Here is a 21,478-nt window from a genome sequence, read left to right on the forward strand (position 1 = left end):
CCATTATCAATATTGAGAATGACCACTTTTGCCCTGTTGTTGGGGGTATGGCTGAAGCCTGTAAGATTTGCTTCTATGAACTCGGAAGCCCTAGAAAAGCTCGTATTAATGAAGATGCCTTTTGGTAAGCATGCTGGTCGCCGGCTTGCAGATCTGCCGGGTAATTATTTGGCGTGGTTTGCCAGGGAGGGCTTTCCTAAGGGGGAGCTTGGTGAGCTATTGGAGTTGATGCACACCCTAGATCACAATGGTCTGAGGGGTCTATTGGGGCCAATTCAGCGGGCTCATGGGATTCATGAACGCAGCGAAGGCCGCTAATTATTTTGATCGTACGATAGCCGTAACGCGGTTGCGCTCGTAACTTACATTAAGAGATTCAGGTGGGCTGCTTTGTATCAGCTCAACCTTAGTCTGGCTCTGCGCTTCTATTTCTTGCGCCAATTTTTGTGCCAGCTCCACATTACGGTCATATTGCATCTGAACGCTAGCCACTCTGCCTGCTTGAATGCTGACAATGATTCCAGCTACCTTGCTAGGTGAGTATTGGTCAAAGAAGACGGGGTACCAGCCGCCAACCAGTTGCTTTGGCGAGGAGGTGGACTTGCTTGCGTCCTTGGGAGGAGTGCTCCCACTCTCTAGCGGTAGATGAAAGTTAATCCCTGTTTTTTGAACTAGCTCCGCATAGGAGATCGGGGGACTCATTTGAGCATCATCAGAGTTATCCACCCAATAGGCCCACGCCACTTTTTTATTGGGGTCGTAGACTAATTTAAAGAGGTGGGCTGGAATCGTGACCCTCCCCCTTCCAATGCTTCCTAAACTACCGGTTGAGCCGGTAAAGATATAAATATCCCCTTCTGCTCTCTTGGCATATAAGCGAGTGGGCTCCTCAACCCGCTTTGCCCAGAGACCTTGATTGTTTTGTCTGGCCTGCGGCATCGTATTTGCCAGTGAAAAGGATTGAGCCATTCCCCGCTCTCGGGTCATATCCCCTGCTGGCACGTTATGCCCTCGGTCATATCCACTGCCACGATAGTCGGCAAGCAGTGCGCGCTCATGAAAAGGTAGTCTCGCCTCCTCATAAAACTGATTAGTGCGACGGGGGTGCGGAGCCAGAAGTTCCTGGCCGTTCAATTTCTCTACTGTATATATGGGCTTCTTATCTATAGGAGAGTAATAAATAGCGAAATCATCAAAGCAAAGGTCTCGCCCAACTTGAGGGCTGGTGGGGATTTGCTGCTCAGGGAAGAGGCTCTTGCACTGATCGAACGCAGCAGTCGCGCTAAGCGGTAAGCCAAGTGCCAGAAGCAGGAGAAGTCTTGTAATCCATTTCATTGTTTGACAGTGTAGGTGAGCTTTAATTTCGCAAAGCGTTTTTAAATACTCGCTTGAAGAATAAAAGGGCGCTAACAGGAAAAAAGTTAGCCCTATAGCTAGCATTTATAGGGGTTTACAAGCAATACACGCTGCAATTCAATGCCAATTTTTATCAATGAAATGGATCGCAGATTACAGCGTCCTGACTGTCTCGACATCACTACCGGTAGAAAAAAAGAAGTTCCTCGGTACTAGATGTATGGGGCAAGCTAGCTTTTTAATTCTTAAAAATAGCAAAAAAGTCCGTTTTTCGTCCCTTTTTTATAGTGTGAAATTAGCACTTACTAACTTATATAAGTTATTGAAATTAAACACATAAATTGAAATTGAATGAAGGTGAACAGGGGGATCAACTATTTCGAGATGTAAAAGTTATCGAAATGACTTTCTTTATTCTTGACTTGATATAAGAACCTTCTTAGGATGGCTCATGTTTTTTTACTTATTGCGGTGCAGCATAAATCAGAAGTTTGGTTTGGTGGGGTCCCGCAACACAATGAATGATTAAATGTTTTTCAGCCAATTCGAGTGACTTGCAACAAGCGCAGCCAGCAACGGCTAGCGGCAAGGCGCTATTGGCCCATGCCTTATCACCCGTCTATCGGGTCTTAAATGGCTTACTGATTGTCAGCGTTTTCATGATTGTTGGACTTTGGTTATCCGGCAACGGTACTCAAGCTGGCGCTTTCGACTTGGCCCGTGTGTTGGTTCCGGATGAGGCTCGTCAGATCGTTTGGCAAAACGGCTTTGGAATGCTCGACCAATATCAAGAAGAGCAGCCAAGAGTGGCGGCCGATAAAGAGATCGCCACCGTGATTTATGGCAAGCCCGCACCCGCTCCCAAGACGGGCTTGGTGAGCGCTCAGCAGCAAACAGTTGCCTTATTAATGCCTTCTGTCGCCAACGCACAGGTTAAGCCCATCTCCCATCTATCAGATCGCATCCCAGTATCGAAAATCGATCCTCAAGCGCTCGACTCCAAGTTGATGGTCTCAGTTCAAAACCAACGCGCTGTGGCCGATTTCTTTGAGAAGAAGTACAAGCTCGACCGCGCAAAGATTGAAGAGTATGTCTCCAATACCGTGTTGATCGCCAAAGAGGTCAATATTGATCCAGTTCTGCTATTGGCGGTGATCTCCGTTGAGTCGAATTTCAATCCATTGACTAAGAGTCAGGCTGGCGCAGAAGGTTTGATGCAAGTGATGACCTCCATTCACAAAGATAAATATGCTTTGTATGGCGGTGCAACGGATGCGGTAAAGCCTGAGGTCAATATTCGGGTTGGTGCTTACATATTGAAGTATCTGATTGCCACCAGCGGTTCATTGCGTAATGGCTTGAAATTCTATGTGGGTGCTGGCAATGCAGATAATGATGGCGGCTATACCGATAAGGTGATGGCCGAAAGAAATCGCATCATTGGTTTGTGCCAAACAACCTCATCCAACAAACTCACTATGAACGGGAAAGATTTACGTTCTTAAGCGGTCGAGCTGCATCTCAAAAAATGAAGGCCACTCAATGAGTGGCCTTGTTCTTTCTGGGCATTAGTCAGCAGAAATTAATTTACACCATGCAATTCCACATCAAATACTAGAGTTGCGTTTGGTGGGATGACGCCACCAGCGCCACGCGGACCATAGCCCATTTCAGAAGGGATGATGAGGGTGCGCTTGCCGCCAATTTTCATTCCCGCTACACCTTGATCCCAGCCCTTAATCACATGGCCAGCACCCAGTGGAAAGCTAAACAGCTGACCGCGGTCTAAAGAGCTATCAAATTTTTGACCCTTATGATCGGGCGCGTTCTCATCGTATAACCAGCCGGTGTAATGGACATCCACATGATTGCCAGCTGCTGCCTCTTTGCCATCACCTACAACGGTATCGATTTTTTTAAGTTCACTCATGCTTCTCTTCCTCTTTGGCTGAAATTGAAGGGCTAGTATATTCTGAGCCTTATCTTTTTGTTTCCGTGAATCTAAATGACAAACTTCTGGCCTCATTCAGCTTATAAAACCCTTGACGTAGGTTCTGACAATCAATTGTTGCTTACAGATGATTTTTTACGAACCTATTTACTTCGGCCAGAGTTAAATCTCGTTCCTGAATCTTGTGATGCGGAGCGCAGCTTGCATCAGCGTTTAATGGCTGATCCGCGCGTAGTGATTGCCGAGGCTGAGATTGCTGCGATGTTAGATGCGGATATTCAAGCGAACTATCAAGTTTGGTTGAGGTACCGAGCCAAACTATTGGCAGCGAGCTCTCTAGAGAATTTTTATATGAGCTTATTTAAGGGGGATGGTGTGGATGTGCCACCTTTATTTATCTCTGGACTGGCGCAAATATTTATTCGACATATTTTGGGTGAAGACTGCCATCCACTCGATGCACGTATGGGTGAACTATTTTTTAGAACGCAAAAGATTAGCGTCCTCGATGAAGGTGTCGTGATGGGCGCTGACGATGAGGTTGTTGCTCGTAATGCGCAGGCTGGTGAGACTGGCAACATCATGGATCTTCTCAAAGGGAAGTCGATGGCAATGCGCTCAATCGATTTGGATGTCTTGCACGAAGAGAATGCAGAACTCTATTGGGACAAGAATGAAGATTATGACTTTGCGGTGCAGCTCAATTTTGGTCAGCCTCCCATCAATCATTTCTGCCGCGTGCTCGAGAAGTGGGTAAGCCACTTTTTGGGCATTGAAGTGCGCATTACTCCCATGCAGCAAATTACTGATCCGAAATGGTCATGGCATGTTGGTCTTGATGCGACAGCGACAGATATTCTGAATAAGCTCTATAACAAAGAGCCTGTTGATGCGGATGATTTGGAAAAAATCATTTGCTTATTTCGTTTGGACTTTATCGATGAGGCGGCCGTCTCATCAGCTCAAGCGGGTAAGCCGGTATACATGGGCATTGCAATGAATGATGAGAAACAGTTAAAGCTCAAACCCCAAAATCTCTTATTTAACTTGCCGCTGGCGAAAGCCTCTTAACCAAAGCAGTGCTGCTGCAGTGACAAACACAGGTATCAACGAACCCAGATTGAGAATGTCCCAACCTTGAGAAGTGATTAAGGCGCCGGAGCCAAAAGAAGTGAATGCCATAGTGCCAAAGACGAAGAAGTTAATGGCTGCCTGCGCTTTGTCTCGCTCTTCAGGGCGATAGGCGGTCATTGCTAAAGAAGTAGAGCTAGTAAATAAAAAGTTCCAACCGACGCCTAGTAAAAATAGCGCGATTAAGAATTGATGAAAATCCACACCCGTTAAAGCAATTGCAATACAGAACAAATTAAGAGCAACACCAACACCCATCATTTTGAGGGCGCCAAATCGTTGTATTAGCGAGCCAGTAAAAAATCCTGGCGCAAACATGCCGATCACGTGCCACTCCAATACCAGAGCTGTATCGGAAAACGGGAGTCCACAAATTTGCATCGCCAGCGGAGTGGCTGCCATTAATAAATTCATGACACCATATCCAAGCGAAGCGCCAATAACGGCAACCATAAAGACGGGTTGACGCAAGATCGTTTTGAGATCGCGACCATCTGAAAGCGAGTGATGGGTTTTAAATTCCTCGGGGAAGTGAATGCACTGCATCACGATGATTCCAATAACACCGGCAATGGATAGGGTGAGGTAGGCGCCTAAAAATGCCGTTTCAAAGAGATTCTTAGTCCAGGACGCCAAGTTTGGACCAATCACCGCCCCCAAAATTCCTCCGGCCAATACCCAAGAAACTGCCTTATCCCTTTGGCTGGCAACTGTTAGCTCGGCGGCGGCAAATCGATAGAGCTGTCCATTGGCGCTGTAATAACCGGCAATAAATGTGCCTAGGACTAGGAGCCAGAAGTTTCGAGAGATTGCAGCGTAGGCGCATAGCAATGCTGAAAATACAGCCACCAGGAGGCCTAGCTGAAATGAGATCTTGCGCCCAAAGTAGTTTTGCGATTTAGCGACGATGGAGGTGGAGAAAGCGCCCCCAACTACATAGCCCATTACAGGTAAGGTAGCCATCCAAGCTACTGGGCTTAGACTGAGACCAACAAGACCATTGATGGCGATAAAAGTGACGTTATTCGTCAGAAATAAGCCCTGGCACAGGATCAGTAGCACCAGGTTTTTATTGAGTAGAGGGTGCTTGCTGGTCATGTATCGCAGTTTACGGTGTATTGGAGATAAATATTGCCTTGGTGGAATCCCTTAAATTGACCCTCTAAAGCCACTTTGGTGCCCAAATCGCCTTAAATGGCTAGGGTCGATGATTTAAAATGGAAAACTCGGTCCGGTGCGTGAAATGACATCAAAAGGCAGCCAAAAGCGCCTGAGTGTGGCGCACGGAATGCGAGAGTGTCTCGGCAAAGTCCGAGCCTAACAATTTATCAATATTGAGGAAACATCAATGGCTTCAGAGAAATCAAAGATCATTTACACGCTGACAGATGAAGCGCCTTTATTGGCGACCTGTGCATTTTTGCCAATCATTCGCACTTTTACAGCTCCGGCTGGAGTAGACATTGTGAAGAGCGACATTTCTGTTGCGGCACGTATCTTGTCAGAGTTCTCTGATTGCCTTACTGCAGAGCAGAAAGTTCCTGATAATTTGGCTGAATTGGGCCGCATGACTTTGTTGCCAGACACCAACATTATTAAGTTGCCTAATATCAGCGCATCCGTTCCTCAGTTGCTTGCAGCCATTAAAGAATTGCAAGCTAAGGGTTACAAGATTCCTGACTTTCCAGACGATCCGAAGAACGACGCTGAAAAAGCAATCCGTGCTCGCTATTCCAAGTGCTTGGGTAGCGCGGTAAATCCCGTATTGCGTGAAGGTAACTCTGATCGTCGCGCACCGAATGCGGTAAAGCGTTATGCACGCAAGAACCCCCATTCCATGGGCGAGTGGAGCCAAGCCTCCCGTACGCACGTATCTCATATGCATGGCGGCGACTTCTATGCTGGTGAGAAGTCAATGACGATGACCAAGGCATGCGATGTCAAGATGGATTTGGTGACGAAGAGCGGCAAGACAATTATCCTAAAGCCTAAAGTCTCTTTGCTTGCTGGTGAAATTATCGACAGCATGTACATGAGCAAAAAAGCGCTTTGCGAGTTCTACGAAAAAGAAATCGAAGATGCTTATAAAACCGGCATGATGTTGTCCTTGCACGTGAAGGCAACCATGATGAAGGTCTCACACCCAATCGTGTTTGGCCACGCTGTAAAGATTTTCTACAAAGATGCATTTGCTAAGCATGCTAAGTTGTTTGAAGAGTTGGGTGTTAACCCAAACAACGGTATGAGCAGCTTGTACGACAAGATTAAAACCTTGCCAGAATCTAAGCGCGAAGAAATTATTCAAGATTTGCATGCTTGTCATGAGCACCGTCCTGCATTGGCGATGGTCGACTCTGCTAAAGGGATTACCAACTTGCATTCACCAAGCGATGTGATCGTTGACGCATCTATGCCCGCCATGATTCGCGTTGGCGGAAAAATGTGGGGCGCCGATGGTCGCTTGCACGATACTAAAGCGGTGATTCCAGAAAGTACCTTCGCGCGTATTTATCAAGAGATGATTAACTTCTGTAAGACGCATGGTAATTTCGACCCAACAACGATGGGTACTGTGCCAAACGTAGGCTTGATGGCTCAGCAAGCAGAGGAATACGGTTCACACGATAAAACTTTTGAAATCCCTGAGGCTGGCGTTGCTCGTATCGTTGCTGATGACGGTACTGTGTTGTTAGAGCAGAATGTCGAAGAGGGTGATATCTGGCGCATGTGTCAGGTAAAAGATGCACCGATTCGTGACTGGGTCAAGTTAGCTGTTAACCGTGCACGTCTTTCTAATACTCCAGCGGTATTCTGGCTGGATGAGTACCGCCCGCATGAGGCTGAGTTGATCAAGAAGGTAAAAACTTACCTAAAAGATTACGACTTAGAGGGTGTGGATATTCAGATCATGTCCCAAACACGTGCAATGCGCTTTACCTTAGAGCGCGTCATTCGCGGCAAAGACACGATCTCGGTAACCGGCAATATTTTGCGTGACTACCTCACCGATTTGTTCCCAATCATGGAGCTCGGTACTAGTGCGAAGATGTTGTCTATCGTGCCATTGATGGCTGGTGGCGGCTTGTTTGAAACTGGTGCTGGTGGTTCAGCTCCTAAGCATGTTCAGCAGCTGGTAGAAGAAAATCATTTACGTTGGGATTCACTGGGTGAGTTCTTGGCTTTGGCGGTATCTCTGGAAGATATTGGCGACAAAACCGGCAATCCAAAAGTGAAGATTCTGGCTCGCACTTTGGATGAAGCAACTGGTAAGCTATTGGATAACAATAAGTCACCTTCACCACGTACTGGCGAATTGGATAACCGTGGTAGCCAGTTCTACTTGGCTATGTACTGGGCCGAAGCTTTGGCTGCGCAATCTGAAGACAAAGAGTTGCAGGCGCACTTTGCTCCGATTGCTAAAGCATTGACAGACAATGAGCAGAAGATTACTGCTGAGCTTAAAGCGGTTCAGGGCAAGCCTGCTGATATTGGTGGCTACTTTGTTGCTGATCCAGAAAAGTGCAAGGCAGTCATGCGCCCAAGCGCGACTTTCAATGAGATCTTGAAGGCTGCTCGCGTTGCTTAAGTAATATAGAAGTGTGTTTCAATCAAAAGGCAAACCAGATGGTTTGCCTTTTTTGCATTTCCGCCTACTCCTTGCCAACAAGGACTGCTTCCCCTTAGGCATTCATATACTGATCTTCCTGGTAGGTGCTGACCCATTGCGGTCGATAGACCAGCAGTATGGCTAGCAGCATTCCCGAGAGAGAGCCCTCCATAAAGGAAGGGATAAGCAGGCCTAAAAACCATGAAAGAGGTTTCGCGGTCGAGGTTGCAATAGCACCCCATGGCGACTTTTAAATATGCTCAATAAGAAAATAGCGCAAGCAGACAAAATCCATGCCATATTGGTCTCACAAGGGGATAAAACCCCATTTGACCCCTACATAGGTGCTGGAGATATTGGATTTAACCCTATTAACCCTTTTAGCTTCAGCAATAAATCTCCAACAGTAGGAGAATGGTTGTAATTGAAATCGTGACACACCATCTGCCAAAAGAGCTTATTCGATGCGTAATAAAAACCAAAGTTTGCTGTCCAGTGAAATTACCCCAAAGGCCGTATTTGAGTCTCGCCGAGAGCTCATCAAATCCGCGGCAGCCGGAGCATTTGGCATGGCTCTCGGACCATGGTTCTCCCGTGAGGCATTAGCTGCCAGCCCGCAAGCATTAGCGGCAACGCCAAATCCGAGCTTGATGGTCAAAGATGATCCAACTAGTTATAAATATGTCACTGGCTACAATAATTTTTATGAGTTCGGTACAGATAAGTCTGATCCCGCCGCTTATGCGGATAGCTTGCAAACCCGTCCGTGGACAGTCACGATTGAAGGTCTGGTTAAAAAGCCAGTGACTTTGGACATTGATGCGCTATTGAAGCTGGCACCAATGGAAGAGCGTATTTATCGTATGCGCTGTGTTGAAGGTTGGTCGATGGTGATTCCATGGGATGGTTATTCTTTATCAAAGTTATTAAATCATGTTCAACCGCTTGGCTCTGCAAAGTATGTGGAATTTATTTCCTTGGCAGATCGCAAGCAAATGCCGGGTTTGAAGAGTCAAATTATTGAGTGGCCTTATCGTGAAGGACTCCGACTAGACGAGGCCATGAATCCCCTGACGCTGCTGACCTTTGGTCTTTACGGAGAAGTATTGCCAAAGCAAAACGGTGCACCAGTGCGGATTGTGGTGCCATGGAAGTATGGCTTTAAAAGCGCGAAGTCGATCGTCAAAATTCGGTTGACAGAAGAAATGCCTAAGACAAGTTGGAGTCAGTTTGATTCGAGGGAGTACGGCTTTTACTCCAATGTCAATCCGCTGGTAGACCACCCGCGTTGGAGCCAGGCTACCGAGCGACGTATTGGAGACTCTAAGGGAGTCTTTGCGCCGAAGATTAAAACCCAAATGTTCAATGGCTATGCCGATCAAGTAGCCAGCATGTATGCCGGCATGGATTTGAAAAAATACTATTAATTGAATTGCTTGCACTCATGAAGTCATTTCGATGAAGGTCATTGTTTTTCTTTTCGGGCTTTTGCCGCTAGATCGACTGATTTGGCTTGGCCTTACTGATGGCTTAGGCGCAAATCCTATTGAATTTATTACGCGCTCTACCGGCACTTGGGCATTGGTGTTTTTATGTCTAACCCTGGCGATGACCCCGCTCCGTTTATTGACTGGCGCTGTGGTGTGGATTCGGTATCGCCGCATGCTGGGTTTGTTTACTTTCTTCTATGCCAGTATGCATTTCGGTATTTGGCTATGGTTAGATCAAAATATTGATGTGGTGGCGATGTTGAAGGATGTGGCAAAACGACCATTTATCACCATGGGGTTTGCTAGCCTGGTGTTGCTAACCCCTTTGGCTCTTACTTCAAATCATTGGGCGCAAAAGCGCTTGGGGCGTCGCTGGGCCGTATTACATCGACTGATTTATATTGTGGCGTGTACGGCAATTCTTCACTACTGGTGGCATAAGGCTGCTAAAAATGATGTGGGTACAGTCAGTATTTATGCCGCAGTCCTTGCCACTTTATTATGCTGTAGGCTTTCTTATGTACGTAACATTTTGCAGCACCTATCTCATCAAAAAAAGACCTGATTCAATGATCATATTTTCTAGATCTTTTTATTCCATCATTTCAAGCTTGTGCTTCGTCTTGATGGCAATAAGCCCTGCTAGTGTTTTGTCTCAAACGAATGAGACGCAAGCTGTAAAGACGATTGCGAGTTTGGATGTGCCGCGCTATATGGGAACCTGGTATGAAATCGCCAAGTTTCCTAATTGGTTTCAGAAGAAATGTGTTGGCAATACTAAGGCGGAGTATTTGGCAAAGCCCGATGGCCATGTCCGAGTATTGAATAGTTGCCAAACAGCCAATGGCGAAACCTCCGAGGCAGAAGGCTTAGCTCGACAGATTGGATCTAAAGACTCGCCCAAACTGGAGGTGCGCTTCGCCCCGGAGTGGCTTTCATTCTTACCCTTAGTCTGGGGTGATTACTGGGTAATTGACTTAGATTCACAATATCAAGTGGCTGCTGTAAGTGATCCTAAAAGAGAGTACCTCTGGGTTCTGTCAAGAACACCCCAGCTAGATCCCAAGGTGTACGGTGCGTTATTGCAGCGATTAAAACAGCAACAATTTGATGTGCGTAAACTTGAGATCACTGCACAGAAAAACTAGTATGACAGAAAAGCGTATTGCCGATTTTTTGCTTCCTCCCGGAATAGAGATTTTCGAAAGAGGCTGGCTATCTGCAAACAATATCTTCTTATATGGCGATGAGGATGTTTCTCTGGTAGATAGTGGCTACTGTACTCACCGGCAACTCACTCTTGACCTGGTATCCAATGCCCTCAAAAAACATGACTTGGACGGTCTTCATAAAGTAGTCAATACCCATTTGCATTCGGATCATTGTGGTGGCAACGCAGCGCTGTCTGAAAAGTACCATTGTGAGATTTTGATTCCTGCTGCCGAAGCGCTTGCGGTGGAGTCCTGGAATGAAGCATTGCTGAGCTTTCAGCAATTGGGACAAGACTGCCCTCCATTTGCCTACCAAGGCTTGCTCATCGCTGGTGAAGAGGTTTTATTAGGCCGGTATCACTGGCAAATCCTGGCTGCCCCAGGTCACGATAACCATTCCATCATGCTGTATCAGGCCGAGCATCGGATCTTAATATCTGCCGATGCCTTGTGGGAGGAGGGGTTTGGCGTCATCTTCCCAGAGCTATGGGGTGAGACGGGCTTTGAGGAAGTGGCTCGCACTTTGGATTTGATTGAGAAATTACCAGTCTCCTTGGTTATTCCCGGGCATGGCAAGCCCTTTACCGATGTAAATAAAGCGATTGATACCGCACGTTCCAGACTGGACTATCTCTCAAGTGATGCGGATCGTAACGCTCGTCACGGCGCCAAAGTATTGTTGAAGTACAAGTTGCTAGAGTGGCGTAGCAAGGATTTATCTAGTGTGCATTTGTGGATGAGTCAGACGCCAGTCCTCAGAAACATCATGAAGCAACTGAATATGAGTGCGGAGGAATTTCAAGAGTGGTTGCCCCAATCTTTGCTGAAGTCCAATGCGGCAAAGATCGAGCAGGGTTATTTGATGAATGTGGATTGAGTAATGCGTTCATCACATTATTTGGCAAGCGTTTAATATTGCAGTACTAATGTATTTAACCAGTGAAGAGAAATATGAAACATACCGTTTTAGTGACCGGCGCAACCGCTGGATTTGGAGAGGCGACAGCCAGACGCTTTTTAGCCAACGGCCATCAAGTGATTGCTTTGGGCAGAAGGGTGGAGCGTTTAGAAGCTCTTAAATCCTCGCTACCTGAGGACCAACAACAGCGTCTGCTGACATTGTCGGTAGACGTTTGCGATAGCGAAAAAGTCGACCATCTCGCGGGTACTTTGCCGCCAGAGTTTTCTCAAGTCAGTGTGTTAGTGAATAACGCCGGCTTAGCCTTAGGTCTGGAGCCGGCACATCAAGCATTCCTGTCAGATTGGGACAAAATGATTGATACCAATATCAAGGGTCTGGTGCATATGACGCGCGCCTTCTTGCCAGGTATGGTGGAGCGTAAGCGTGGACACATTATTAATTTAGGTTCCGTAGCGGCTAACTATCCTTATCCGGGCGGTAACGTCTATGGCGGCACCAAAGCATTCGTTCAGCAATTTAGTTTGAATCTGAGGGCTGACCTGATTGGTACGCCGGTGCGTGTGACCTGTGTCGAGCCTGGTATGTGTTCAGGAACTGAGTTTTCAAATGTGCGCTTTAAGGGCGATGATGACAAGGCAGGGAAGGTTTACAGCGGTGTTACTGCACTGAGTGCCGATGATGTTGCGGAAGCTATTTTCTGGTCGGCAAACTTACCCAGCCATATGAATATTAATTTAGTGGAATTAATGCCGGTGCAGCAAGCGTTTAATGCTTTCAACGTTCACCGTGGAGAACTCTAATACAGGGTAGCTTTTAAGCTTTCCATTTGTAAAACTTGGGATAGTGGCGCATTACTACTGGGCCATCAAAATCCCAAGATTTACAGGTTCCCAAATATAAGGGCGGTTTATTTTCATCGGGGTCGAATAGGGCTCCGGGGATGGATTGGAATGCCGCAGTCGCGATATTCGCAAGCAGTTCCCGTAAATGTGTACAGCCTTTCAGTCCGCCAAGATGCTCATGAATAGTCTTGCGCCATCCCTTACCGATTCGAGTGCCAATCAGTGAGTCCATTGGCGGAATGACCTCAGGGCATTCGGGATGTGGGTGGCGATCCATTACCACTTCAATAGCTTGAATCACTAATTCATTGTTGAGGGTAAGTCGCACCCACATGTCATGAAACGCCTCACCAGGTTCCCAAGTGCTTGCACCAGTTGTGAAGGGAGTGGATTTAAAGTCTCTCAGGTGCGCTTCAATATCCCAAAGGCCATCCTGACGCGCATAGCCTTGAAAAGTAATTTCTCGGGTGTGCAGAGGGGTTCTTGGTGCTGGTGTAGAAAGCATAAGCGAGGATATTTGAAGAGTGATTATCTATTAGACCTTAATGATAAAGGCTTCATTTCATCAGCGCCGAACTGTTCATCTTTGTAGTATTCTCGGCAGCATATATGGCAAAACCACTTTCACTCGAAAAAATACTATTTAGTCAGGGCTTTGGTACTCGGCGTTATTGCAGCGACCTGGTCTATGCGGACTTGGTAAAAGTGAACGGTGTGTTGGCCGAAGATCCAGAAGAACGCATTCCTACGGAAGGTTTAGTTCTCAATGTAGAGGGTCAGGACTGGGAGTTTCATGAAAAGGCCTATATCGCTTTTAATAAACCCCCGAATTACGAATGCTCCCATAAAACTACCCACCACCCAAGCGTCTATAGCCTGTTGCCAAAACCTTTTGTAGAGCGAGGCCTGCAATGCGTCGGTCGGCTAGATTTTGATACAACAGGGTTGATTTTGATTTCAGATGATGGTCAATTTATTCATAAGATGACCACGCCCAAGAAGAATATTGGCAAGGTATACGAGATCACTACCCCAGAACCTATTACTCAAAAACAAATAGATCATTTATTAAATGGTGTTGTGCTCGATGATGATCCAAAGCCCTGCTTTGCCACCGCCTGTAAGCAGTTGAGCGAGAATACCTTGGCGATGACGATTGTTGAGGGTCGTTATCACCAAGTAAAACGAATGATGGCGGCCGTGGGAAATCATGTCGCCAAGTTGCACCGAACTGAAATTGGTCAATATGTCATGCCGAAAGACTTGGCTGAGGGTGAGTGGCGTTGGCTGTATCCAGCCGATCTTCAGTTGCTTTCTAAAAGCGTGGATGCTCCAATTGTCTGAACCAAAACGCCTACCTGATGATTTTGATTTTCAGGGGACCTTGCCTTGCTGGCAAGTTGCCGATGGAGGCCGAGAGATTTTCAGAAAATTTATTTTTAAGGACTTTAAAAGCGCCTTTGAATTTATGACGCTTTGTGCGGGATATGCAGAAGAGATTAATCATCATCCCGATTGGTCTAATGCCTGGAATGTAGTATCTGTGCATCTAAGCACCCACTCCATCAAGGCATTAACGGAGCTGGATTTGGCCATGGCTTGCGCCATGGACCAATTTGCTGAACAAGTCTTACAGTAAAACCTTGCTTTACTGAGCCTCTTCGTCATCCTCATCTTCAGAGGTGATGCTCATGAGAATGGTGGCTAATAAGCCATAGACAACTTCAGTTGCAATCATGCCATCTTCATCCAGCTCATCAATAAGATCATTTAAGCAATCTTCCGTTGGCTCATTTAAAAGCGTCATGGCGCATTCGCACCCGTAGTCAAAATCTTCGTCGTTTTGGGTTTGAGTGTCATTAGTCATATTTATCCTTTATTGATGCTGCAGAATAGCAAATAAAACCCGACAAGCCCAGTTCTATTGCTTTACTAATGCAAGAACTTCTTTGAAGGCAGAATTTTTAGCTGATTTCAGCCACTCAAATGCCAGCATCTCGGTGGTGATGAGTCGGGCGCCAGCGCTGTGCATACGGTCTAAGGCAAGCTTTTTATCCAGTGGGTGCCGAGAGCCGACCCCATCTACAGCAATAGAGACATCAAAACCATCCTCTATTAATTGGAGCGCGGTTTGCATCAGACAAACATGAGTCTCACAGCCTATCAAAATCAGTTGTGGGCGACTGGCGGGGAGTGCTTCAATCAGACCATCTGCACAGGCGTTGAAGTGTTCTTTCGTGATCGTTTGATCGCAATAGATTTTGATGGCATCAACATTGGCCCCTAGGCTAGCAGGGCTTTGCTCTGTGCTGATAACGGGGATGTTCAATAGCTTTGCAATTTTGGCGGTGCGAATGCATTGGCGTAGCACGTGCTCACCCTGGTCAATCGCAGGCATTAGGCGTCCCTGTAGATCAACCAAGATCAGTGTTGATTGAAGGGCATCAATATGAAGTGATTGCGTCATGATCTTGATGAGAGTGATAGCTTAACAATGTTGAATTCTGAATCTGATTCCATATTTTCAATTTGAAACCCCAGCTCAGTCACAAGTTGTAACATTTTATGATTGGCGCTGAGTACATAGCCTAGCATTTCGGATAACTGATTACTCTTGGCATAGCTGATGAGCTCTTGCATGAGATGGGTGCCAATCCCTAGGGCACCAAAGTCATCGCTCACGCTAAGGGAAAATTCACAAGCGGATTGACCGGAAGGGGTAACGTAGCGAGCGATCCCGATAATCTCTTCTTGGCCATCGTCCGTTTGAATGACTGCGACCAAGGCCATCTCCTTCTGATAATCCAGGTCTAAGACATCCTCTAAAAAATCATCAGGCAACTTCGAGATGGCATGGGCAAATCGGAGATAGCGGCTTTCTGGAGAAAGATGGTTAAACAGGCCAATAATGCGCTCTTTGTCTGTTGGTAGGATTGCGCGAATGACATAAGAGGCGCCCGCCCGCAGTGGATAGACTTTCTCAAGGTAAGAGGCAGATGTTTTCATTGGGGCTCGTTGGCTGCAGCTTGTGAGATGAGCATACTGTTTTTATCTCAGTGCATAAAGGGCATTTACCCCTAAAATGAATCCTTATTCATCGTTCGGTCTTTTCATGCTTTCTTTGCTTCAGGCGTTTAACGAGCACTCAGCCACCTTTTTTGTATTGGGCACCCTGAGTGTGGTGATTGTGGGAATATCCAAGAGTGGCTTTGGCGCCGGACTTGGGGTGCTATCTCTGCCTTTGATGGCTAGTCAAACGAGTATCAATGAAGCCCTGGCAATCTTGCTACCTTTGCTGATAGCAATTGATTTAGTGGGCTTGCGTCGCTTTATTAGGAATGCTGACTGGCGCATCCTCAAGTTAATTCTGCTTCCAGCAGTTTTGGGGATGCTCTTGGGATGCCTCTTTTTCTCACTCATTACGCCAAAAATCCTGTCCCTTTCGATTGGGATATTTACCTTACTCTTCTTAATACAAAACTTGGTGATTTCGCGCTTGAATATGCAGGAGGCAAAGCCTTATCCCTGGCTAGGTAGATTAATGGGGTGCGCCTCAGGATTTACTGCTTTTGTAGCGCATATTGGTGGGCCGCCAATAACAATTTATATGTTGCGAGAAAAGGTTTCGCCCATTGTCTACACATCTACGCTAGGGATATTTTTCACGCTGTTGAATTTTGGAAAAGTGCTGCCATACGCTCATCTGAATTTACTAAACTTTAGTCAGCTAGCCACCTCAATTCTGTTTCTTCCTCTCGTTCCAATAGGAGTCTATTTGGGATTTTATTTAGCCAAACGAATTTCAGCAAAGTGGTATTACATCATCGTTCAATTTTTTCTATTGGTCGCGAGCATTAAATTAATTGCCGATGGTTTGACTGCATAGATCGGTATAAGAGAAAGTGATTATTAATCCAGTGAGATCGCCAGCGTACTTAACTTTCATATTTGCCATCGGCTCATACTATTCGGTTCTGGCACCCGCGCAAACTTTCTCGCCCTATACCCCCGCACAGTTACATGAGTTAAATAGTCAGCCTATTGCGCCTGCGGAGACGCCAATGGGCCCTATATATCTTGGTGTGATGCCGGCAAACCCCAATCCCAAGCCAAGCTTAGATAGTCGTTATGTTCACAATCCCGAAGGTGAAGAACAGGCCGAGGCTCAAGGAGAAGAATCTGCCGCACCGTTTGAGCCTATTCCTGCTACCTTGACGTATTAGTGTGCCGGGCATCAAGCTGTTACCATTGCTTCTATATTTTAGAAAAGAGTTATTCATGAAATCATTATTTATTCGTTGCCTTACTATCTCCACCTTAGCTGTCGCACCAATCGGTCTTGCACATTCTCAAGGTACATTGCCTTTGAATGCCGCCGCCTCTGTCAATGGCGTCATTATTTCCAATGATGCGGTAGAGCAAGGTATTCAGGCTGCCTTGGCACAGGGCCAAAAGGATTCTCCAGAGCTGCGTAAAGCGGTTGTTGCCAAGTTAATTGAAATTCATCTGTTGGCTCAGCAAGCAGAGAAAGATGGGATTGCGAATTCAGATAAAGCGAATCGTCAGTTAGCGCTCATTCGCCAAAATTATTTAGCGGATTTAGAGCTCTCTACTTTTATCGCGAATAACCCGGTAAGCGATGCAGATATTCAAGCTGAGTATCAACGTGAAATTGCATCATTGGGTGCGCAGGGCACAATTGTGGAATACAAGGTGAGTGATATTGCTGTAGCAACAGAAGCCGATGCGCAAGCTGCCTTGGCTCGAATTAAAAAAGGCGAGTCTTTTGATAAGGTGGCCAAGAGTGTTTCTTTGGCTCCAAATAAAGTGCAGGGTGGGGCCGTGGGCTGGGTTCAGGCTGGTCAAACTTTGCCTCAGATTGCAGCCGTGCTAACAACGCTTTCTAAGGGTCAAGTATCTCCAACGCCTATTCAAATGCCTCAGGGCTGGTATTTAATTAAGTTGGAAGATAAAAAATCAAGCCAGCCACCAAGCTTTGAACAGGCTAAGGCAGCGATTCGTAATGGCCTGATTCAGAGAAAGCAATTTGAGTTCTTGTCACAATTGCGCAAGGGCGCCAATATCGTCGTTCAGTAATCTAGTCTTGGCTTTCCTCTTAAAAGAGCGCCTTTCTGGCGCTCTTTTGCATTTAAGGGCTTCTGGGTGGGTCTTCTAATGGTATTTCTCTATCTGAATATTGCCCAATCGAGAGTAGATTGGATTTGGTATTGAACAACTCAGGAGGTCGCAATGAGCAAGAACCCATTTGATTTAAATGCAATGGCCAATCAAGCCAAGGGCATGGAAGCCGTCAAGGCAGTTGGCCAAGTTGCACTGACTAGCGCTCAAGCAATCGCGCAGCTTAATCAACAGGCATCCCAAGAGCTTGCCAAGAATCTGCAAACTAAGGTTGCTGAGTTGATGAAAACTCAAGATCCTAAGGCGGCCTTTGATTATGTTCATGCAGAAGTGTTGCAAGATGCAGCAAAGGAAGTGGCTGATTACCAGGCTAAACTGTTTCAGGCATTAGCTAGCGGAAACAAAGAGCTGGCTAAGATTGCCGAATCGATGATTAAAGAGTCGCAACACGATTTAATTCATTTTGTGAATGAGGCCACACAAAACGCGCCAGCAGGAACAGAGCCTTATACATCTGTGTTTAAAGCCTCTTTTAGTAATGCTTTGCAAAACTTCGAATTAATTCGGGCGGCGATGGCGGATTCGTTTGTGAATTTCGAAAAAAGCGTAGAAAACATGAGTAGTTTGTCGGGGGCTCAGAAGGGCGCTAGTTCACCACCTAAAAAATCTACCAAGAAGTAATTTCACTATGTGAATATTAGCCAAGTTGCCCTGAATAACGCTTGGCTGAGATGTTCTTGGGTCTTGGCCCGCTCAAGAGTGGCGCCCATCACAAATAGCCGGAAATTGTTAGAATGGACGATGCCCTATCGGGGGTAATCGTATCTAACAAGGATGGAATTATGGGTGGCATTTCTCAGTGGGAACAACTGAATATTGAACTAACGGCAGCTTTAGGCAGTTCTGTTCATTTTGATACCGCCCACCAAGCGGTTTATGCCTCCGAGGCTTCCAATTACCGTCAAATTCCTATTGGGGTAGTTACCCCAAAAAATACGGAAGAGTTTGTGAAGGGCATTGAAATTTGCCATCGCAATAAGGCGCCAGTATTGATGCGTGGAGCAGGCACCTCCATGAATGGCCAGACCGTCAATAACGCAGTGGTGTTTGATATTTCTAAGTATTGCAATCACATCCTCTCTTTAGATCCTGTTGCGGGTGCCGCAATTGTCGAGCCGGGTGTGATTTGTGATTCATTGCGCGATGCTGCTGAGTTGCATGGTCTAACCTTTGCTCCAGATCCATCTACGCACAGTCGTTGTACTTTGGGCGGCATGGTGGCGAATAATTCTTGTGGTGCGCATTCTGTAATGGCGGGCAAGACGCTTGAAAACACGGAGGCCCTAGAAATTTTGACCTATGATGGTGAGCGTTTTTGGGTTGGCCCCACATCAGACCAAGAGTTGCAAGACATTATTGCGGCTGGTGGCCGCAAAGGTCAAATCTATCAAGACCTACTGAACTTGCGTGATCGTTATGCGGATCTGATTCGGGCGCGCTTTCCTAATATCAAGCGCCGTGTCTCTGGATATAACTTGGATCAGCTCTTGCCTGAGAATGGATTTAACGTTGCGCGTGCTTTGGTTGGAACTGAAGGGACTTGCGCCCTGACGCTTTCTGCAAAAGTACGTTTAGTGAAGAGTCCGGCAAAGCGAGTGGTGTTGGTGCTGGGCTTTGAAGATATCTATTTGGCAGGCGATGCGGTGCCGGAGTATCAGTCATTCAATCCAATCGCCATCGAAGGTCTGGACTATAAGATTATTCGTGGCTTGCAGCAGCGCAACTTGGCTAAAGCAGAAATTGATTTGTTGCCACCTGGTAATGCTTGGGTCGTCGTTGAGTTTGGCGATGACACTCTTGAGGGCGCAATTGCTCAGGCTGAAAAAGCCGAGCAGTACTTCAAAGCCAGAACTATAGGGCCAAAGCCATCTACTTGGCTAGTACCAGATGCTGCATTACAAAAACGTATTTGGTCTATTCGTGAGAATGGTGCTTCAGCCACCCATTTATCGATCGACCCTAATTCACCGGATCCAGTAGTTGGGTGGGAAGATGCTGCGGTTGACCCCGCACGTTTAGGCGAGTATCTCCGAGCTTTCCAGGCGTTAGTAGATTCTTATGGCTATGAAACATCGCTGTATGGCCACTTCGGTGATGGCTGTATTCATGCGCGCATTACCTTTAATTTGCGCACAGCAGAAGGTGTTGCTCAGTTTAGATCCTTTATTCGTGATGCTGCTACTTTGGTGGTGGAGTTTGGTGGATCATTGACTGGCGAGCATGGCGATGGCCAGGCTAGAGCGGAGTTTTTGCCGATTATGTTCGGCGAAGAGTTAATGGGCGCTATGCATGAATTCAAGCGTATTTGGGATCCTCAGAACAAACTTAATCCTGGCAAAGTAGTGCATCCGTATCGCGTTGATGAAAATTTACGTATGGGCCCGGAATATAAAGTGGTCAATATCAAAACTCGCTTAAATTTCTTGAGTCAGGAAGGTAACGGATTTCAAAGAGCGGTAGAGCGTTGCGTGGGTATGGGCAAATGCCGTAGTGAAAAAGTAGGAACCATGTGCCCAAGCTACCGCGCAACTAAAGAAGAGCGCTTTTCCACTCGTGGTCGCTCAAGACTCTTTTGGGAAATGCTACAAGGCGAAGTCATTACTGATGGTTGGGAGAGTAATGAATTAAAAGAGGCGCTTGATACTTGCCTTTCCTGTAAAGGCTGCAAGTCTGACTGTCCCGCTCACGTGGATATGGCCTCTTATAAGGCAGAGTTCTTGTCCCACTACCATGAGAAGCACGGACGGCCACGTCAGGCTCTGACGATGGGGCGCATTGGTGACTGGGCACCGTTAGCAAGTAAGTTCTCTTGGTTGGTGAACGGCATTATGCAAACGCCGGTCTTGTCTGATATTGCTAAGTGGGTAGGTGGCGTAGCAAAAGAACGCACTTTGCCAAAATTCGCGAATCAATCTTTTAGAAAGCAATTCCAGAAATCACAGAGTGCTAGCGTAGGTCAGAAAAAAGTCATTCTATGGGTGGATACTTTCTGTGAGCATTTCCATCCTGAGGTAGCTAATGCTGCGGTTGAGGTACTTGGTCATGCGGGTTTTGAAGCGACTCTTCCAAAGACGCCGCTGTGCTGTGGTCGCCCTTTATATGATTTTGGCTACTTAGATTTGGCGAAGCAAAAACTGGAAAAGATTCTTGATGCCATTGGCGATGAGATTAATGCGGGTGATGGTGCTCCGATTGCTGTAGTGGGTCTTGAGCCTGGATGCATGTCTATCTTTAAGGATGAGCTATTAAAGTTCTTCCCGAACGATCCAAGAGCCAAATTACTGTCTTCCAGCACCTACTTATTAGGTGATTTCTTACATGAGCAGGGATATACGCCGCCCCCATTAGATTGCAATATCTTGGTGCACTCACACTGCCATCAAAAATCGCTATTTGGCACCAAGGGTGATGTTGCGCTCTTGACTGCATTAGGTGCTAAAGCGAATTACATTGATAGTGGTTGCTGCGGTATGGCAGGCTCCTTTGGATTTAATCCGGAGCACGTGGAAATATCCAAAGCAGTGGGTGAGCTAGTTCTTTTGCCTGCGATTAGATCGGCAGATCAAGACACGGTCATTCTCACCAATGGATTTAGTTGCAGGGAGCAGATCGAGCAAGAAACTGGCCGCAAGGTAAAGCATTTGGCGGAACTATTGCAGATGGCGCACCAAGCGCAATTGAAAAAACACTAATGATTCATATTTGCCACTAAGCCCCCTGCAGAGATGTTTGGGGGCTTTTTTTCTGGGCTGTAAGGCTGTCAATATGT

24 protein-coding genes are annotated in these 21,478 nt (G+C 46.5%); 17 read left to right on the top strand and 7 right to left on the bottom strand.

The window, feature by feature from the left end:
- Positions 1–75 precede the first annotated feature (75 nt).
- On the top strand, positions 76–318 hold the full coding sequence (locus FD960_RS01905) for a DUF3820 family protein (protein ID WP_215299467.1): 243 nt from the start codon (positions 76–78) through the stop codon (positions 316–318).
- Here FD960_RS01905 and FD960_RS01910 read toward each other — a convergent pair whose 3' ends face one another.
- The gene (locus FD960_RS01910) at positions 319–1,335 is read right to left on the bottom strand and encodes a DNA/RNA non-specific endonuclease (protein ID WP_215299468.1); all 1,017 of its coding nucleotides are present in this window, start codon (positions 1,333–1,335) and stop codon (positions 319–321) included.
- Between the two features lie 542 nt (positions 1,336–1,877).
- Here FD960_RS01910 and FD960_RS01915 point away from each other — a divergent pair.
- Positions 1,878–2,861, top strand: coding sequence for a lytic transglycosylase domain-containing protein (locus tag FD960_RS01915; RefSeq protein ID WP_215299469.1), 984 nt, complete (start codon positions 1,878–1,880; stop codon positions 2,859–2,861).
- A gap of 77 nt (positions 2,862–2,938) precedes the next feature.
- Here the strand turns inward: FD960_RS01915 and FD960_RS01920 are convergent, their stop codons facing one another.
- Positions 2,939–3,286: an FKBP-type peptidyl-prolyl cis-trans isomerase gene (locus tag FD960_RS01920; protein ID WP_215299470.1), complete on the bottom strand. Its 348-nt coding sequence runs from the start codon at positions 3,284–3,286 to the stop codon at positions 2,939–2,941.
- Between the two features lie 75 nt (positions 3,287–3,361).
- Here FD960_RS01920 and FD960_RS01925 point away from each other — a divergent pair, with 75 nt between their 5' ends.
- On the top strand, positions 3,362–4,378 hold the full coding sequence (locus FD960_RS01925; protein ID WP_215299471.1) for a DUF6352 family protein: 1,017 nt from the start codon (positions 3,362–3,364) through the stop codon (positions 4,376–4,378).
- Here the strand turns inward: FD960_RS01925 and FD960_RS01930 are convergent.
- The gene (locus FD960_RS01930; RefSeq protein WP_215299472.1) at positions 4,346–5,536 is read right to left on the bottom strand and encodes an MFS transporter; all 1,191 of its coding nucleotides are present in this window, start codon (positions 5,534–5,536) and stop codon (positions 4,346–4,348) included. The two genes, FD960_RS01925 and FD960_RS01930, sit on opposite strands and share 33 nt — an antisense overlap.
- A gap of 250 nt (positions 5,537–5,786) precedes the next feature.
- Here FD960_RS01930 and FD960_RS01935 point away from each other — a divergent pair, with 250 nt between their 5' ends.
- The 7 genes from FD960_RS01935 (at position 5,787) to FD960_RS01965 (ending at position 12,468) form a co-directional block, all read left to right on the top strand.
- Positions 5,787–8,024: an NADP-dependent isocitrate dehydrogenase gene (locus FD960_RS01935; protein ID WP_215299473.1), complete on the top strand. Its 2,238-nt coding sequence runs from the start codon at positions 5,787–5,789 to the stop codon at positions 8,022–8,024.
- A gap of 277 nt (positions 8,025–8,301) precedes the next feature.
- Entirely contained in the window at positions 8,302–8,469 is a 168-nt protein-coding gene (locus FD960_RS01940; RefSeq protein WP_215299474.1) for a hypothetical protein, read from the top strand.
- A 40-nt stretch (positions 8,470–8,509) separates the two neighbouring features.
- A complete protein-coding gene (msrP, locus tag FD960_RS01945) occupies positions 8,510–9,472 on the top strand; it encodes a protein-methionine-sulfoxide reductase catalytic subunit MsrP (RefSeq protein ID WP_215299475.1) in 963 nt (320 codons plus the stop codon).
- A 31-nt stretch (positions 9,473–9,503) separates the two neighbouring features.
- Positions 9,504–10,100, top strand: coding sequence for a protein-methionine-sulfoxide reductase heme-binding subunit MsrQ (msrQ, locus tag FD960_RS01950; RefSeq protein ID WP_215299476.1), 597 nt, complete (start codon positions 9,504–9,506; stop codon positions 10,098–10,100).
- Positions 10,101–10,161: 61 nt separating this feature from the next.
- Positions 10,162–10,683 (top strand): lipocalin family protein, encoded by a 522-nt coding sequence (locus tag FD960_RS01955; protein WP_215299477.1) that lies wholly within the window; start codon positions 10,162–10,164, stop codon positions 10,681–10,683.
- 1 nt (position 10,684) lies between these two features.
- Entirely contained in the window at positions 10,685–11,623 is a 939-nt protein-coding gene (locus tag FD960_RS01960; protein WP_215299478.1) for an MBL fold metallo-hydrolase, read from the top strand.
- A gap of 74 nt (positions 11,624–11,697) precedes the next feature.
- On the top strand, positions 11,698–12,468 hold the full coding sequence (locus FD960_RS01965; RefSeq protein WP_215299479.1) for an SDR family oxidoreductase: 771 nt from the start codon (positions 11,698–11,700) through the stop codon (positions 12,466–12,468).
- Positions 12,469–12,481: 13 nt separating this feature from the next.
- Here the strand turns inward: FD960_RS01965 and FD960_RS01970 are convergent, their stop codons facing one another.
- A complete protein-coding gene (locus tag FD960_RS01970) occupies positions 12,482–13,015 on the bottom strand; it encodes a DUF2889 domain-containing protein (RefSeq protein WP_215299480.1) in 534 nt (177 codons plus the stop codon).
- Positions 13,016–13,119: 104 nt separating this feature from the next.
- On the opposite strand from FD960_RS01970, the gene FD960_RS01975 reads away from it, so the two are divergent.
- Positions 13,120–13,854, top strand: coding sequence for a pseudouridine synthase (locus tag FD960_RS01975; RefSeq protein WP_215299481.1), 735 nt, complete (start codon positions 13,120–13,122; stop codon positions 13,852–13,854).
- Positions 13,847–14,149, top strand: a complete 303-nt coding sequence (locus FD960_RS01980) for a 4a-hydroxytetrahydrobiopterin dehydratase (RefSeq protein ID WP_251369817.1) — start codon at positions 13,847–13,849, stop codon at positions 14,147–14,149. The genes FD960_RS01975 and FD960_RS01980 overlap by 8 nt, the downstream gene beginning before the upstream one ends.
- 9 nt (positions 14,150–14,158) lie before the next feature.
- Here the strand turns inward: FD960_RS01980 and FD960_RS01985 are convergent, their stop codons facing one another.
- From FD960_RS01985 to FD960_RS01995, 3 genes are read right to left on the bottom strand one after another with little or no spacing between them, the layout of a single operon-like run.
- Positions 14,159–14,377 carry a hypothetical protein gene (locus tag FD960_RS01985; RefSeq protein ID WP_015420558.1) on the bottom strand — a complete coding sequence of 73 codons (219 nt, stop codon included), beginning with the start codon at positions 14,375–14,377 and terminating at the stop codon, positions 14,159–14,161.
- Positions 14,378–14,431: 54 nt separating this feature from the next.
- On the bottom strand, positions 14,432–14,977 hold the full coding sequence (locus FD960_RS01990; RefSeq protein WP_215299484.1) for an isochorismatase family protein: 546 nt from the start codon (positions 14,975–14,977) through the stop codon (positions 14,432–14,434).
- Positions 14,974–15,516 (bottom strand): GNAT family N-acetyltransferase, encoded by a 543-nt coding sequence (locus FD960_RS01995; protein WP_215299487.1) that lies wholly within the window; start codon positions 15,514–15,516, stop codon positions 14,974–14,976. Before FD960_RS01995 ends, FD960_RS01990 begins: the two co-directional genes overlap by 4 nt.
- A 76-nt stretch (positions 15,517–15,592) precedes the next feature.
- On the opposite strand from FD960_RS01995, the gene FD960_RS02000 reads away from it, so the two are divergent.
- From FD960_RS02000 to FD960_RS02020, 5 genes are all read left to right on the top strand, one after another.
- Complete coding sequence (locus FD960_RS02000; protein ID WP_251369818.1) at positions 15,593–16,396, top strand: sulfite exporter TauE/SafE family protein; 804 nt, start codon at positions 15,593–15,595, stop codon at positions 16,394–16,396.
- Between the two features lie 16 nt (positions 16,397–16,412).
- The gene (locus FD960_RS02005) at positions 16,413–16,733 is read left to right on the top strand and encodes a hypothetical protein (RefSeq protein ID WP_215299489.1); all 321 of its coding nucleotides are present in this window, start codon (positions 16,413–16,415) and stop codon (positions 16,731–16,733) included.
- A gap of 55 nt (positions 16,734–16,788) precedes the next feature.
- Positions 16,789–17,607 (top strand): peptidylprolyl isomerase, encoded by an 819-nt coding sequence (locus FD960_RS02010; protein ID WP_215299491.1) that lies wholly within the window; start codon positions 16,789–16,791, stop codon positions 17,605–17,607.
- 153 nt (positions 17,608–17,760) lie between these two features.
- On the top strand, positions 17,761–18,330 hold the full coding sequence (locus tag FD960_RS02015) for a phasin family protein (protein WP_215299493.1): 570 nt from the start codon (positions 17,761–17,763) through the stop codon (positions 18,328–18,330).
- A gap of 161 nt (positions 18,331–18,491) precedes the next feature.
- A complete protein-coding gene (locus FD960_RS02020; RefSeq protein WP_371817448.1) occupies positions 18,492–21,401 on the top strand; it encodes an FAD-binding and (Fe-S)-binding domain-containing protein in 2,910 nt (969 codons plus the stop codon).
- Positions 21,402–21,478: the final 77 nt, after the last annotated feature.

The organism is Polynucleobacter sp. AP-Nino-20-G2, assembly GCF_018688235.1.
GTDB lineage: Bacteria > Pseudomonadota > Gammaproteobacteria > Burkholderiales > Burkholderiaceae > Polynucleobacter.